Below are 13,989 nucleotides of genomic sequence, written 5' to 3' on the forward strand. Positions count from 1 at the left end.
AAGATGAGATTTCCCATTCCGCAAGGAAGTAAGATCCCTGAAAGATGATCAGGTTGATAGGTCTGAGGTGGAAGTGTGGCGACACATGGAGCTGACAGATACTAATCGATCGAGGACTTAACCTAATTTCTAATGATGTCACACCTGTTATCTAGTTTTGAGAGAATATCTCAAAAAACTCTTGACTTTTCAAGATATACATAGTATAATGTTAAATGTCACTGAAATTGTCTGGTGATGATGGCGAAGAGGTCACACCCGTTCCCATGCCGAACACGGAAGTTAAGCTCTTCAGCGCCGATGGTAGTCGGGGGTTTCCCCCTGTGAGAGTAGGACATCGCCAGGCAGGCTTCATTCCGCAGTAGCTCAGTGGTAGAGCTATCGGCTGTTAACCGATCGGTCGTAGGTTCGAATCCTACCTGCGGAGCCATTATTGGAGAGCTGTCCGAGTGGTCGAAGGAGCACGATTGGAAATCGTGTAGGCGGTCAACTCCGTCTCAAGGGTTCGAATCCCTTGCTCTCCGCCACTTATATTTATACATAATTACAATTGAAAGTCTGGGCCCGTTGGTCAAGCGGTTAAGACACCGCCCTTTCACGGCGGTAACACGGGTTCGAATCCCGTACGGGTCATTATATGATGGAGGATTAGCTCAGCTGGGAGAGCATCTGCCTTACAAGCAGAGGGTCGGCGGTTCGAGCCCGTCATCCTCCACCATTATCATCGCGGGGTGGAGCAGTTCGGTAGCTCGTCGGGCTCATAACCCGAAGGTCGCAGGTTCAAATCCTGCCCCCGCAACCAATTAAAATCAAATGGTCCGGTAGTTCAGTTGGTTAGAATGCCTGCCTGTCACGCAGGAGGTCGCGGGTTCGAGTCCCGTCCGGACCGCCATTTGAATAATAAGGCTCGGTAGCTCAGTTGGTAGAGCAACGGACTGAAAATCCGTGTGTCGGCGGTTCGATTCCGTCCCGAGCCACCACCTATGCCGGTGTAGCTCAATTGGTAGAGCAACTGACTTGTAATCAGTAGGTTGGGGGTTCAAGTCCTCTTGCCGGCACTGTTTTTTCAAAACTTAATGTGGAGGGGTAGCGAAGTGGCTAAACGCGGCGGACTGTAAATCCGCTCCCTCAGGGTTCGGCAGTTCGAATCTGCCCCCCTCCACCATTTATAGGGGCATAGTTTAACGGTAGAACAGAGGTCTCCAAAACCTCCGGTGTGGGTTCGATTCCTACTGCCCCTGCCAAATTTATGACATCTTGAGATTATGGCGGTTGTGGCGAAGTGGTTAACGCACCAGATTGTGGCTCTGGCACTCGTGGGTTCGATTCCCATCAATCGCCCCATATTATCATTGGGCTATAGCCAAGCGGTAAGGCAACGGACTTTGACTCCGTCATGCGTTGGTTCGAATCCAGCTAGCCCAGTCTCACTTTTTTATATCAATTGCATATAATGTATTAAGTCCCTTAAGATGCGGAAGTAGTTCAGTGGTAGAACACCACCTTGCCAAGGTGGGGGTCGCGGGTTCGAATCCCGTCTTCCGCTCCAATTACGGCGGCATAGCCAAGTGGTAAGGCAGAGGTCTGCAAAACCTTTATCCCCGGTTCGAATCCGGGTGTCGCCTTTCTTTTGCCGGGGTGGTGGAATTGGCAGACACACAGGACTTAAAATCCTGCGGTAGGTGACTACCGTGCCGGTTCAAGTCCGGCCCTCGGCACCAATTTTACTTACTTGATAAGTTAAATTGGTGTTTGTGCTTGAAAATATAATAAAGCTAATCATATCAATGATCTACTTATGTAGATCATTTTTTTATTGTATGAAAGTGTCGATAAGCATTGGGCTGTATTTCATAAAAAGTCGCTTTAGCCCTTTATTATTATATTTCCCAAAAAACTTTTTTGAAATACATTGACACTTTATCATATCCATGTTATATTTATATTCGTCGGTTAGATACGACGTAAAACTTGCCGGTGTGGCGGAATTGGCAGACGCGCACGACTCAAAATCGTGTTCCTTCTGGAGTGTCGGTTCGACCCCGACCACCGGTATACAAAAGAACCCCGTTTCTTCCTTATGTAAGAAACGGGGTTTTGTTTTTATTAAAAGAAGGAGCCTATATTAATAAGCATAGGCTCCTTCTTTTAATTTACTCAGCATATTGGTCGATGATCTCTTCTAAGATCTCTTCAAGTTGTTCGATATCATCAAGCTCTGATTGTCTGAAACGGACACGTACGAGCTGCTCTCCGTCATTATACATCTCTTCCAGCCATCCACGCAGGCCTCTTGCCCGGCGATCGACTTCGAAAATAATTTCTAAACCGTCTTCCTCTAAAAGAAAAATAAGCTCTAATTCATCAAGCATTTGTCGGTAATATCCTGATGTTGGAACAAACTCAAATTCTTGAACGAAAGGCAGACGGCGCTGGAAGTAAGATGCCTGTTCACAGTCTGCTTCGTTAAGACGGAAGCCAAGGTTCTCAATTGCTTCTAACACATTTTCAACCCAAGGATGTGCTTCTACGAAGATACGATCGTGATCTGATTTATCAATACCGCCTTGAATGTCAAGGTCTGTCACTACTGCGACTTCTACCTTCCCTACACTAATCGGTGTATCAAGAGGCAGGATGAAGGAGAACGGAAATTGGTGTTCTTCTCCAGGCTGAATGATGAATGAACCAGTTACCCGAAAAGAATGAATTGTTGCGTATTTCCGGTGCTCTTCATCGTCTTTTACAATGACATATCTTGTGTTGAGCTGTAAGTCAATATAACGGATATCCTGGGCGATTTTCCCGCCTTTTACATGTACAGTTCCGCGGACTTCTTCTCCTGGACAATACGCATCTTTCTCCAAAATGGTATCGACTTTTGCTGCGCCGATGCCGGCACTTGCGGCAAGTTTCTTAAAAAATGACATGTTAGATCTTCCCCTTTTTCTTTTTCTCAACAGTTATACGTGGGAAGAAGGAAAAAAGGTTCATTTATTTTGAAATAAATGAACCTTTTTTCCTATATTCGTTTATCTGAGGGACAGACTAAAAGTGATGCTTAAGTAAAGGAGGAGACGTGAATGAATAAAGAAACGATGGTCGCTGATGAATTACATAGAATGTTTTTAGCTGGTGAGCTGCAAATCACAGTCGAGGAGGACATTAACAATCTTTCAGAAAAACTGAGAAGCGGTGAACTTAGATTAGACAGTTTAACCGGGGAAGATGCGTTTATAAAAGAAACAGTAAACGAAGCGTTAAGAAGAGTGGAGCAATAAAATAGAGAGACGGCTTCTCAAAATGAGAGACCGTCTTTTTTTATGGTTTAAGAAGCACTTTAATGGCTCCGTCTGTTTTCGTATCAAACACCTCATAACCGTGCTTTGCTTGATCTAACGGCAGAACATGGGTAATGATGTCGCCCGGATCTATTTTACCTGTAGCAATCAAATCATACAGGTACGGCATATAATGAATGACAGGGGCTTGGCCGGTTCTAATATTTACGTTCCTTTGGAAGATGTCTCCGAATGGAAATGCATTGTACCTCATTCCGTACACACCTGTCACTTGAATTGTGCCGCATTTTCTGACAGCCTGTGCCGCCGTTACCAGCGCACCCATGGCTCCGCCGTGCATTTTAACACCGGTGGCGAGAAATTCAAGCGGGGACATTTTGCCGTCCATTCCGACGCAGTCGATGACGACATCTGCACCGCCCTGTGTGATTTCTTTCAAATATGAACCGGCGTTTTCATGATGCTCGAAATTAACAATTTCTACATTGTTTGTTTTTTTGGCGTGCTGAAGGCGATAGTCTACATAATCCACTGCAATGACTCTTTTGGCGCCTTTCATCCATGCGAATTTTTGCGCGAGCAGCCCGACAGGACCGCAGCCGAGAATAATGACGGTATTTCCCTCTTTTACTCCTGCGTTGTCTACGCTCCAATAGGCTGTCGACATAGCGTCTGAAAGCAATACCAATTTCTCATCTTCTACTTCACAGTCATCAGGAAGTTTAAAGGGAGTGAAGTTAGCATAGGGGACGCGCATGTATTCAGCCTGGCCTCCGGGATAGCCGCCTGCTGAGTCTGAATAGCCAAAATAAGCGCCGACTTCGCCGTTTGCATTTGAATTGTCACATTGGCTTTCGAGCTGGTTTTTGCAGAAAAAACATTCGCCGCAGCTGACGTTAAACGGTATGATGACACGATCGCCTTTTTTAACCTTGTGAACGTCGGGGCCTGTTTCTTCAACAATGCCCATTGGTTCATGGCCGATGATATAATCTTCAGGAAAATTGGGAACCATGCCGTGAATTAAGTGTAAATCAGATCCGCAGATTGCTGTGGTTGTCAGTTTGACGATGATATCATCAGGTTTTTTGATTTCTGGCGCTTTTACCTCTTTGACGCGGACGTCTTTAATGCCTTGATACGTAACAGCTTTCATTCATGATGTCTCCTTATTGTTTAGTGATCGGGCGTTGCGAATGTTCCGAGACGGTTCGTGTTATCGGGGAAAAGTTTTAGCCCGGCGATATCAACAGCTGTTTGTGCTGATTTCATATCGATTTGAAATTGTTTGTCCAAGTCAGAAGGGAAAAGCCAGCCTTTTTCCATCATGAGCTGTGATAGTTCTCCGTGCAGGTAAATAGCTGCGTCTAATTGATTACGCAATGCTGTTCTGAGTTCTGGGCTTGCGGTTTCCGTGATGGCGACAGCATAATTTTTGATACCGGTTTTTACGGAAATTAAGAAATCTAGGGCAAGTGCTGAATCAGCAAGGTCAGGCATGCCTTTTGCGTTTTTCGGGTCTAAGAAATCGTTCAATGATAGTCACCTCCTGTTATTGTCGGGGCCTTTTGATAGAGGCTCTGAAGCTCAGTTACGTCCCGTACAGACTGTTGTACATCCTTCTCCATAAGGGCTCTCAGTTCCTGATCGAACACCAGTCCCTGCATCATTTTTGATTTAAGTAAACATACGGTTTTGAAGTTGAGGATTTCGTGTAAATCAACTGTTTCGTGGTTTGCCAAACGGTCTTGTTCCATTTTTTCGGTCACCTCCTGATTCAAAGGTATTTTTACCTTGTATCATGCTTTTATGCGAAAGTGCTATAATGGGTAAAATATTTTCTTGGGGGAGTGGATGATGAAACAGATTATTGCGATGGGCGGCGGAGGTTTTTCAATGGAACCAGATCATCTCGTTCTTGATCAATTTATCATTAATCAGTCAAAGCAGCCCTCACCTCGCATTTGTTTTTTGCCAACGGCAAGCGGGGATGCGGAGAACTATGTTCAGCGGTTTTACCATGCTTTTCAAAAGCTTGATTGTGACCCGTCTCATTTGTCTTTATTTAAGCCGCCGACAACAGATTTAGCCTCCTTTATTATGGAGAAAGATGTGATTTATGTCGGCGGGGGAAATACAAGAAATTTGCTGGTGCTGTGGAAGGAGTGGGGACTGGATCACATATTGAAAAAAGCTTGGGAGAACGGGATTATTTTAGCGGGATTAAGTGCAGGTGCGATCTGCTGGTTTGAAGAAGGTGTGACGGATTCTGCCGGACCGCTGACCGGTTTGAAAAGCTTGGGTTTTTTGCAAGGCAGTTTTTGTCCTCATTATGATGGAGAAAAGGATCGGAGACCTACATATCATCACATGATATCAGAGAAAGCGTTGAGCAGCGGTTATGCGGCGGATGATGGAGCAGCTCTTCATTTTATTGATGATCATTTTTTTCAGGCTGTGAGTTCAAGATCTGATGCAAAGGCGTATCAGGTGGTGCTTCATGAAAATGAAATCTCTGAAATAGCATTGCCGATTACATATTTGTCTTGAATTTGCTGAATATTTTATATATTGCTCTTTTTTTCAGTTTGTTTTTATGATACGATAAGTGCGAAATTAATAGTTACTGGGGGTGCCCGCTGACGGGCTGAGAGAGAAGGTATGCTTCTTAACCCTTTGGACCTGATCTGGTTCGTACCAGCGTGGGGAAGTAGAGGAATTGTTTTTATTATTGCTGAATACTGCAATAATATGTTTCTTTCTGACTGTAACCGGGTTCATTCAATTGAATCCGGTTTTTTGTGCTGGTTATGGGCTTGATTTTGTCCTTTCAAACAAAGAGAGGGGAAGGATAAGTGATGCAAAATCATTCAGTGCAGCAAGCCAACATTTCCATTATGTCGAGTTTTTCAGGGAGTAAAAAAGTATATGTAGAGGGGGCTTCGCCGGATATTCAAGTGCCGATGAGAGAAATTGAACTCAGTCCGACAACAGGATCATTCGGCGAAGAGGAAAACGCGCCGGTTCGTGTCTATGATACAAGCGGACCGTATACGGACCCCGATGTAAAAATTAATATTCAAGAAGGTTTAAAACCGCTTCGGCACAAGTGGATCACTGGGCGCAGCGATGTTGAGGAATACGATGGACGTGCTGTGAAGCCAGAAGACAACGGCTATAAAAAGGCTAACCCTAATGTAAGCTATCCCGGATTAAAGCGGAAACCGCTGCGGGCGAAAACGGGCCAAAATGTCACTCAAATGCATTATGCGAAAAAGGGGATGATTACCCCTGAAATGGAGTTTATCGCTATTCGTGAGCATGTGTCTCCCGAATTTGTCAGAGATGAAGTAGCCAGCGGCCGGGCGATTATTCCAGCAAATATTAATCATCCGGAAAGTGAACCAATGATTATCGGCCGAAATTTCCATGTGAAAATTAACGCGAATATCGGGAATTCAGCGGTTACATCTTCAATTGAAGAAGAAGTGGAAAAAATGACGTGGGCGATTCGCTGGGGAGCAGATACGATGATGGATCTTTCCACGGGGAAAGACATTCATACGACGCGTGAATGGATTATCCGAAATTGTCCGGTTCCGGTTGGCACCGTTCCGATCTATCAAGCGCTTGAAAAAGTAAACGGTGTAGCGGAGGATTTAACGTGGGAAATCTACCGTGACACGCTGATTGAGCAGGCTGAACAGGGTGTGGATTATTTTACGATTCACGCGGGTGTTTTGCTGCGATATGTGCCGCTAACTGCTAAACGGACAACGGGAATTGTGTCACGCGGCGGAGCGATTATGGCCCAGTGGTGTCTGGCTCATCATCAGGAAAGCTTTCTGTATACTCATTTTGAAGAAATCTGTGAAATTATGAAAACGTATGATATTGCCTTTTCTCTTGGAGACGGGCTTCGTCCAGGGTCAATTGCCGATGCCAATGACGAAGCGCAGTTTGCTGAATTAGAGACTCTCGGAGAACTCACGCAAATTGCCTGGAAGCATGATGTTCAGGTGATGATTGAGGGGCCGGGTCATGTGCCGATGCATAAAATCAAGGAAAACGTCGATAAACAAATGGAAATCTGTAAAGAAGCGCCTTTTTACACGCTAGGGCCGCTGACGACGGATATTGCACCGGGCTATGACCACATTACATCAGCGATCGGAGCGGCGATGATCGGCTGGTATGGAACGGCCATGCTTTGTTATGTGACGCCGAAGGAGCATCTCGGGCTGCCAAACCGTGAAGATGTGCGGGAAGGGGTGATTACATACAAAATTGCGGCGCATGCGGCTGACCTTGCAAAAGGGCATCCGGGAGCGCAAATACGAGATGACGCTTTATCAAAAGCCCGCTTTGAATTCCGCTGGCGAGACCAATTTAACCTGTCGCTTGATCCGGAAAGAGCGCTTGAATATCATGATGAGACCCTGCCTGCTGAAGGGGCGAAAACGGCTCATTTCTGTTCGATGTGCGGGCCGAAATTTTGCAGCATGAGAATTTCTCAGGATATCCGTGATTATGCCAAAGACAAAGAGCTTAATGAGTGGGATGCCATTCAAGAGGGCATGAAAGAAAAAGCCGAGGAATTTGTGAATCAAGGCAGTAAACTTTATAAGTAACAGTATAGAAAGTCATTGACAGGCCAAATTGAATACGTTTTAATATAGCTAATATACATTTCCAACATTTGCTGATCGGATCACCGAAGGCTCTTATCTTTTGAGATAAGAGCCTTTTTTATTTTTAAAGGAGGGAGAAATGATGGGAACCAAAAAAGAGAAAGGGAGAAGACGCTTCAGAAAACGAAAAACATATGGCAATCAGATGCTGCCGCTGGCGCTTCTTATTGAAAAGAACAAGCGGGAGATAATGAATAGCGAGGAGTTAATGGAGAAAATTTATATGAAGATTGACGAGAAGCATACGGCAATCCGTAAATCTATGTAAAAAACCCGCTGAATAAACAGCGGGTTTTTTTCTATGCTATTAAACTTCTTTTTTAATCGGCAAACCTAAGCCCTCTGCTACGCGTCTTCCGTATTCAGGATCAGCTTTGTAAAAGTGCTCGATTTGGCGGAGTTTGATTTCTTCTTTTTCTACCGGTTTCATTGCATTTACGATATTTTCTACAAGGCGGGTGCGTTCCTCTTCGCTCATTAAACGGTAGAGATCGCCGGCTTGTGTGTAGTGATCATTGTGATCGTAGCTTACGCTGTCAGCCATTCCTTGTACTGGATAAGCCGCTTGTTTATCCTCAGGTGACTCAGTCGGTCCGCCGAAGCTGTTTGGCTCGTAGTAGACGGAGCCGCCGCCGTTATTGTCAAAGCGCATTTGTCCGTCACGCTGGTAGTTTCTTACTTCGTTGCGTGCGCGGTTGATCGGCAGGGCCTGGTGGTTTGCTCCCACACGGTAGCGATGCGCATCATGATACGCAAACAGACGCCCTTGAAGCATTTTATCCGGTGATACATCAATACCGGGGACCAGTGTTCCAGGTGAGAATGTTGCTTGTTCTACTTCTGCAAAGTAGTTTTCCGGATTTCTGTCAAGAACCATACGGCCGACTTCAATGAGCGGATAGTCTTTTTGAGACCATACTTTTGTGACATCAAACGGATCGAAGCGGTACGTATTTGCATCTTCTAAAGGCATGATTTGCACATATAATTTCCATGCAGGGAAATCGCCGTCTTCGATTGCATTGAACAGATCTTCAGTATGATAATCCGGGTTTTCACCGGCAATTTTTGCTGCTGTCTTCACATCAAGGTTCTTCACGCCTTGTTCTGTTTTAAAGTGATACTTGATCCATACGCCTTCGCCTTCGGCATTTGTCCATTTGAATGTATGGCTGCCAAAACCGTGCATGTGGCGAAGTGTAGCAGGAATTCCGCGGTCAGACATCAGGATCGTCACTTGGTGTAGAGATTCCGGTGAAAGTGACCAGAAATCCCATACAGCTGTAGGATTTTTCAAGTGTGTTTTTGGATCTCTTTTTTGTGTATGGATAAAATCAGGGAACTTAATCGCATCGCGGATGAAGAATACCGGCGTATTGTTGCCGACGATGTCATAGTTTCCTTCTTCTGTATAAAACTTAACAGCAAATCCCCGCGGGTCGCGAACGGTGTCAGCAGAGCCAAGTTCACCGGCAACTGTTGAGAAACGGATGAACAAAGGTGTGCGTTTGCCGATTTCTGATAAGAAAGCAGCTTTTGTATATTTTGTTACATCGTTTGTCACTTCAAAATAACCGTGTGCGCCTGCACCTTTAGCGTGAACGACACGCTCAGGAACACGTTCTCTGTTAAAATGAGCCAATTTTTCGAGTAAGTGTACATCTTGGATTAAAGTTGGTCCGCGAGAACCGGCAGTCATTGAATTTTGATTATCTCCAACTGGAGCTCCCCAGCTAGTTGTCAGTTTATTTGAACTCATATCATCACCTCTTGGAATTGATAAGAACATAATATCATCTCTAAGTAAAAAGTCAATATTATTTTATAATGATTATAAAATAATCATTTGTATAATGCGATAAAAACTATTAAAAAAAGCAGAAAACCCTTGCAGAACGGTTTAATAGAGATGATCGAGGGTTCATAGAAATAAGCGCTATTTGCGAATATGAAAAGTAAGTGATAAACATTCATCCAAAAAATGCTGAATAAAAAAGAGTTGACATATCGGAATAATTTGAATTAACATGATATTCAAACAAAAAACAATTGGGCAGCTGATCGGACCGCCGAAGGCTCTCATCTCTACAAAAACAGAGATGGGGGCCTTTTTGTTTTTTTTAGAAGGCGGGGTTGGCAGAAGGAGAGGGATAAAAGTGGCTGTGACCATCAACATCAAGGAAAAAGCATTTGCTCAAGAAGGCCGCAAAACTGTGGTCTTGGAGAATATCCAATTATCAATTGCACCGGGTGAGTTTTTAACGCTCATCGGACCGAGCGGATGCGGAAAAAGCACACTTTTAAAGATAATTGCAGGACTTGATTCTGATTTTATCGGGCGTATCGAAATTAACGGACGGCATGTGACTGCACCAGGTATTCAGCAAGGATTTATTTTTCAGGAACACCGTCTCTTTCCTTGGCTGACGGTTGAGCAGAATATTGCCGCCGATTTGAATTTGAAAGATCCAAAAGTCAAACAGAAGGTAGATGAACTGATCGAGATTGTCAGATTAAAAGGATCGGAGAAAGCATATCCGCGTGAGCTGTCGGGCGGTATGTCTCAAAGAGTGGCCATCGCACGAGCTCTTCTGCGGGAGCCGGAGGTGCTGCTTTTGGATGAACCGTTCGGTGCGTTAGACGCGTTTACTCGAAAACACCTTCAAGACGTGCTGCTGGATATATGGCGGAGGAAAAAAACAACGATGATACTCGTCACTCATGATATAGATGAATCTGTTTATTTAGGGAATGAGATTGCGATCCTAAAAGCCAAACCGGGAAAAATTCATAAGCTGATGCCAATTCATCTGGCTTATCCCCGAAACAGGACGACGCCTGATTTCCAAGCGATCAGACAGAAAGTGCTGTCAGAATTCGAAAAAACAGAAGACTTTGAGTATGCAGAAGGATTAGGGATATAGAAAGGGCTGAAGCAGAGATGAAAAAAGGAATCATTGTATTGGCATCTATTTTTTTTCTGCTGGCAGGGTGCGGAGCAAATGGACCCAGCGGTGATAAAAAACCATTAAAAGAAATTCGCATTGGAATACAGCAAAGCTTAAGCCCGCTTTTAATTGCCAAGGAAAAAGGCTGGTTTGAAGAGGCTTTTGAAAAAGAAGGCATCAAGGTGAAATGGGTGGAGTTTCAAAGCGGGCCGCCACAATTTGAAGGGCTTGCAGCAGATAAACTTGACTTTTCTCAAGTCGGCAATTCACCAGTGATCGCTGGACAGGCGGCAGGCATTGATTTTAAAGAAATCGGCTTGTCTCAGGACGGATTAAAGGCGAACGGCATACTTGTGAATCCAGACAGCGGGATTAAGGAGGTCAAAGATTTAAAAGGAAAGAAAATTGCTGTAGCGAAAGGCAGCAGCGGCTTTGACTTTTTGTATAAAGCGCTTGATCAATCAGGCTTGTCAGCTGATGACGTGACCATTATTCAGCTGCAGCCTGATGAAGCGGCCTCTGCGTTTGAAAACGGTTCGGTTGACGCTTGGTCCATCTGGGAGCCGTACCTATCCTTAGAAACAATCAAACACGGAGCAAAACTTCTTGTGAACGGGGAAAGCACCGATTTATATTCACCAGGGTTTACATTAGTTAGAACAACATTCTCTAAGGAACATCCAGACGAAGTGGTCCGTTTTCTGAAGGTTTTTAATCAGGCGGTTGTATGGCAAAAGGAACATCCGGGTAAAGCGGCTGACTTGTATGCAAAAATAAAAGATCTCGATAAAAAGGTCGTTGAAAATGTGCTGAAAAATACGGAGCCTCTGAATGAGGTTATTCGTGAAGACATTATAAAAGCGCAGCAGGAGACAGCGGATTTTCAATTTAAAACAAAAGCGATAGATAAGAAAATTGATGTGGGAGAAGTTGTTGATAATTCATTTATCAAAAAAGCGTTAAAGGAAAAAGTCTCTGGAGGTGATCCATCATGAAAGCAGAGGCTGCAGGTTCACTGCCGAAAGCAAATGCTGAAGCGATACAAAGAAAGCCCCATAGAATCAAATACGGGTGGGCAAAGGGGCTTCTGCTGCCTGCTGTGATCATAGCCATCTGGCAGGTGATCGGCAGTCTTGGCATCGTGTCGGCGACAGTGCTCCCTACACCTGTTGCGATCTTGCTGACGTTTAAAGAGCTCATTTTGACAGGCGAGCTCTTTGGCCATCTGCAAATCAGTATATACCGGGCAGCGCTTGGTTTTGTACTTGGTGCGGGGCTTGGGCTTTTGATCGGAATTTTGGCCGGATTTTCTAAACGGACGGAATTGTATCTTGACCCATCATTGCAAATGCTCAGAACCGTTCCGCATCTGGCTGTCACACCGCTGTTTATTTTATGGTTCGGTTTTGATGAAATATCTAAAATTTTGCTGATTGCGCTCGGCGCTTTCTTCCCTGTGTATATCAATACATTTAACGGCATTCGCGGAGTTGACGCTAAGCTGTTCGAAGTTGCCCGGGTGCTTGAATTTAAATGGCACCAGCAGATGACAAAAGTGATTGTGCCGGCATCCCTGCCCAATATATTGCTCGGCATTCGCTTATCGCTGGGTATTGCATGGCTTGGGCTTGTTGTAGCGGAGCTGATGGGTTCAAGCTCTGGGGTCGGTTATATGATCATGGATGCCAGACAATTTTCACAAACAAATAAAGTGTTTGCCGGAATTATCATTTTTGCGGTGGTTGGAAAGCTGACGGATTCTTTTGTCAGGCTGCTTGAACGAAAGCTATTAAAGTGGAGAAACAGTTACGAGGGAAAATAGACGAAAAGGAGAGATTGTTATGGACATTCTTTGGTTTATTCCGACACATGGAGACACAAGGTATTTAGGGTCGGAAAGCGATGGACGGACGGCGGATCATGAATACTTTAAACAAGTGGCGCAGGCTGCTGACAGGCTGGGGTATACAGGAGTCCTTCTGCCGACGGGAAGATCGTGCGAGGACCCTTGGCTCACAGCCTCGGCGTTAGCGGGAGAAACAAAAGACTTAAAGTTTTTAGTCGCGGTACGGCCCGGGTTAATGCAGCCTTCTCTTGCAGCCAGAATGACCTCTACCTTAGATCACATTTCAGATGGACGGCTGCTGATTAATGTTGTGGCAGGGGGCGATCCGTACGAGCTAGCCGGGGACGGACTGTTTATCAGTCATGATGAGCGCTATGAAGCAACGGACGAATTTTTAACTGTTTGGCGGGGGCTTTTGCGCGGAGAAACGGTTACCTATGAAGGAAAACATATAAAAGTGGAAAACAGCAATCTGCTATTCCCGCCGCGGCAAGCACCGCACCCGCCTATCTATTTCGGCGGGTCCTCACAGGCTGGAATTGAAGTCGCGACAAAGCATACAGATGTGTATTTAACGTGGGGTGAGCCGCCTGAACAGGTAAAAGAAAAGATTGAGAGAGTCAAAAAGCAAGCGGAAAAAGAGGGAAGAACAGTGCGGTTCGGCATTAGGCTGCATGTGATCGCCCGGGAAACAGAACATGAGGCGTGGGAAGCGGCTGAGCGTTTAATCAGCCATTTGGATGATGACACGATTGCCAAAGCACAGAACGCTTTGCGCCGTGCTGATTCTTCGGGTCAAAAGCGGATGGCGGAGCTTCATCGAGGCGATCGGACAAAGCTTGAAATCAGCCCGAATCTGTGGGCGGGTATCGGCCTGGTCAGAGGAGGGGCAGGCACGGCTCTTGTCGGAGACCCGCAGACTATTGCCGACCGCATAGCGGAGTACCAGGCCCTCGGCATTGAATCATTTATTTTTTCCGGCTATCCTCATTTAGAAGAAGCGTACTATTTTGCAGAGCTCGTCTTCCCGCTTTTGCCGTTCGAAAATGAGCGGACAAGGAAACTTCAGAAAAAAAGAGGAGAAGCCGTCGGTAACACTTATTTTGTCAAAGAGAATCATGCGTCAGTCTAAGTGAAAACACAGCCTCCGAACATGGTATGATAATCAAAAAAGGGGGCTGTTTTTCCTGAGAATACTTATA

At 45.1% G+C, this 13,989-nt stretch carries 13 protein-coding genes, 16 tRNA genes, 2 rRNA genes and 1 riboswitch; of the genes, 26 read left to right on the forward strand and 5 right to left on the reverse strand.

From position 1 onward, the window contains the following. From UJ203_RS07170 to UJ203_RS07255, 18 genes are all read left to right on the forward strand, one after another. Window positions 1-125 (forward strand): 23S ribosomal RNA (locus UJ203_RS07170); the annotation flags it as partial. Window positions 126-230: 105 nt separating this feature from the next. Then, window positions 231-346: ribosomal RNA gene (gene rrf / locus UJ203_RS07175) — 5S ribosomal RNA — on the forward strand. Window positions 347-355: 9 nt separating this feature from the next. After that, window positions 356-430: transfer RNA gene (locus UJ203_RS07180), tRNA-Asn, on the forward strand. Window positions 431-435: 5 nt separating this feature from the next. Continuing rightward, window positions 436-527 (forward strand) — tRNA-Ser (locus tag UJ203_RS07185). Between the two features lie 34 nt (window positions 528-561). Further along, window positions 562-633 (forward strand) — tRNA-Glu (locus tag UJ203_RS07190). Window positions 634-642: 9 nt separating this feature from the next. Next, window positions 643-718 (forward strand) — tRNA-Val (locus UJ203_RS07195). A gap of 7 nt (window positions 719-725) precedes the next feature. After that, a tRNA-Met gene (locus UJ203_RS07200) sits at window positions 726-802 on the forward strand. A 13-nt stretch (window positions 803-815) separates the two neighbouring features. Beyond that, a tRNA-Asp gene (locus UJ203_RS07205) sits at window positions 816-892 on the forward strand. A 12-nt stretch (window positions 893-904) separates the two neighbouring features. Beyond that, a tRNA-Phe gene (locus UJ203_RS07210) sits at window positions 905-980 on the forward strand. Window positions 981-985: 5 nt separating this feature from the next. After that, window positions 986-1,058: transfer RNA gene (locus UJ203_RS07215), tRNA-Thr, on the forward strand. A 22-nt stretch (window positions 1,059-1,080) separates the two neighbouring features. Continuing rightward, window positions 1,081-1,165: transfer RNA gene (locus UJ203_RS07220), tRNA-Tyr, on the forward strand. Between the two features lie 5 nt (window positions 1,166-1,170). Then, a tRNA-Trp gene (locus tag UJ203_RS07225) sits at window positions 1,171-1,244 on the forward strand. A gap of 24 nt (window positions 1,245-1,268) precedes the next feature. Then, window positions 1,269-1,344: transfer RNA gene (locus UJ203_RS07230), tRNA-His, on the forward strand. A gap of 9 nt (window positions 1,345-1,353) precedes the next feature. Further along, window positions 1,354-1,425: transfer RNA gene (locus UJ203_RS07235), tRNA-Gln, on the forward strand. Window positions 1,426-1,474: 49 nt separating this feature from the next. Then, window positions 1,475-1,549, forward strand: a tRNA-Gly gene (locus UJ203_RS07240). Between the two features lie 5 nt (window positions 1,550-1,554). Continuing rightward, window positions 1,555-1,625 (forward strand) — tRNA-Cys (locus UJ203_RS07245). A gap of 7 nt (window positions 1,626-1,632) precedes the next feature. Further along, window positions 1,633-1,721 (forward strand) — tRNA-Leu (locus UJ203_RS07250). Window positions 1,722-1,973: 252 nt separating this feature from the next. After that, window positions 1,974-2,055 (forward strand) — tRNA-Leu (locus UJ203_RS07255). A gap of 98 nt (window positions 2,056-2,153) precedes the next feature. Here the strand turns inward: UJ203_RS07255 and UJ203_RS07260 are convergent. Further along, a complete protein-coding gene (locus UJ203_RS07260) occupies window positions 2,154-2,930 on the reverse strand; it encodes a sporulation protein (protein WP_322009521.1) in 777 nt (258 codons plus the stop codon). Window positions 2,931-3,083: 153 nt separating this feature from the next. Here UJ203_RS07260 and UJ203_RS07265 point away from each other — a divergent pair, with 153 nt between their 5' ends. Further along, the gene (locus UJ203_RS07265; RefSeq protein WP_322009524.1) at window positions 3,084-3,281 is read left to right on the forward strand and encodes a hypothetical protein; all 198 of its coding nucleotides are present in this window, start codon (window positions 3,084-3,086) and stop codon (window positions 3,279-3,281) included. 40 nt (window positions 3,282-3,321) lie between these two features. Here UJ203_RS07265 and UJ203_RS07270 read toward each other — a convergent pair whose 3' ends face one another. Genes UJ203_RS07270 through UJ203_RS07280 form a run of 3 tightly spaced genes read right to left on the reverse strand, consistent with a single transcriptional unit; the run spans window position 3,322 to window position 5,059 of the window. Further along, window positions 3,322-4,458 (reverse strand): zinc-dependent alcohol dehydrogenase, encoded by a 1,137-nt coding sequence (locus UJ203_RS07270; RefSeq protein ID WP_322009526.1) that lies wholly within the window; start codon window positions 4,456-4,458, stop codon window positions 3,322-3,324. A gap of 20 nt (window positions 4,459-4,478) precedes the next feature. Beyond that, complete coding sequence (locus tag UJ203_RS07275; RefSeq protein ID WP_010333479.1) at window positions 4,479-4,838, reverse strand: spore coat protein; 360 nt, start codon at window positions 4,836-4,838, stop codon at window positions 4,479-4,481. Then, the gene (locus tag UJ203_RS07280) at window positions 4,835-5,059 is read right to left on the reverse strand and encodes a hypothetical protein (RefSeq protein WP_024120670.1); all 225 of its coding nucleotides are present in this window, start codon (window positions 5,057-5,059) and stop codon (window positions 4,835-4,837) included. The genes UJ203_RS07275 and UJ203_RS07280 overlap by 4 nt, the downstream gene beginning before the upstream one ends. Window positions 5,060-5,159: 100 nt before the next feature. On the opposite strand from UJ203_RS07280, the gene UJ203_RS07285 reads away from it, so the two are divergent. From UJ203_RS07285 to UJ203_RS07295, 3 genes are all read left to right on the forward strand, one after another. Continuing rightward, window positions 5,160-5,852, forward strand: a complete 693-nt coding sequence (locus UJ203_RS07285; RefSeq protein WP_322009538.1) for a Type 1 glutamine amidotransferase-like domain-containing protein — start codon at window positions 5,160-5,162, stop codon at window positions 5,850-5,852. 68 nt (window positions 5,853-5,920) lie between these two features. Continuing rightward, a riboswitch (TPP riboswitch) is annotated at window positions 5,921-6,028 on the forward strand. A 132-nt stretch (window positions 6,029-6,160) separates the two neighbouring features. Further along, window positions 6,161-7,933: a phosphomethylpyrimidine synthase ThiC gene (thiC, locus tag UJ203_RS07290; RefSeq protein WP_322010607.1), complete on the forward strand. Its 1,773-nt coding sequence runs from the start codon at window positions 6,161-6,163 to the stop codon at window positions 7,931-7,933. 142 nt (window positions 7,934-8,075) lie between these two features. Next, window positions 8,076-8,261 (forward strand): FbpB family small basic protein, encoded by a 186-nt coding sequence (locus UJ203_RS07295; RefSeq protein WP_024120673.1) that lies wholly within the window; start codon window positions 8,076-8,078, stop codon window positions 8,259-8,261. A 39-nt stretch (window positions 8,262-8,300) separates the two neighbouring features. Here UJ203_RS07295 and katA read toward each other — a convergent pair whose 3' ends face one another. Beyond that, window positions 8,301-9,752 carry a catalase KatA gene (gene katA / locus UJ203_RS07300; protein WP_322009541.1) on the reverse strand — a complete coding sequence of 484 codons (1,452 nt, stop codon included), beginning with the start codon at window positions 9,750-9,752 and terminating at the stop codon, window positions 8,301-8,303. A gap of 397 nt (window positions 9,753-10,149) precedes the next feature. On the opposite strand from katA, the gene UJ203_RS07305 reads away from it, so the two are divergent. Genes UJ203_RS07305 through ssuD form a run of 4 tightly spaced genes read left to right on the forward strand, consistent with a single transcriptional unit; the run spans window position 10,150 to window position 13,919 of the window. Beyond that, window positions 10,150-10,917: an ABC transporter ATP-binding protein gene (locus UJ203_RS07305; RefSeq protein ID WP_322010608.1), complete on the forward strand. Its 768-nt coding sequence runs from the start codon at window positions 10,150-10,152 to the stop codon at window positions 10,915-10,917. A gap of 17 nt (window positions 10,918-10,934) precedes the next feature. Continuing rightward, window positions 10,935-11,936, forward strand: coding sequence for an aliphatic sulfonate ABC transporter substrate-binding protein (locus tag UJ203_RS07310; RefSeq protein WP_322009542.1), 1,002 nt, complete (start codon window positions 10,935-10,937; stop codon window positions 11,934-11,936). After that, window positions 11,930-12,763 carry an ABC transporter permease gene (locus UJ203_RS07315; protein WP_081638258.1) on the forward strand — a complete coding sequence of 278 codons (834 nt, stop codon included), beginning with the start codon at window positions 11,930-11,932 and terminating at the stop codon, window positions 12,761-12,763. The genes UJ203_RS07310 and UJ203_RS07315 overlap by 7 nt, the downstream gene beginning before the upstream one ends. Before the next feature lie 19 nt (window positions 12,764-12,782). Further along, the gene (gene ssuD / locus UJ203_RS07320) at window positions 12,783-13,919 is read left to right on the forward strand and encodes an FMNH2-dependent alkanesulfonate monooxygenase (RefSeq protein ID WP_322009544.1); all 1,137 of its coding nucleotides are present in this window, start codon (window positions 12,783-12,785) and stop codon (window positions 13,917-13,919) included. Window positions 13,920-13,989: the final 70 nt, after the last annotated feature.

The sequence above is a fragment of the Bacillus sp. V26 genome, from assembly GCF_034296245.1.
Taxonomy (GTDB): Bacteria; Bacillota; Bacilli; order Bacillales; family Bacillaceae; genus Bacillus; species Bacillus halotolerans.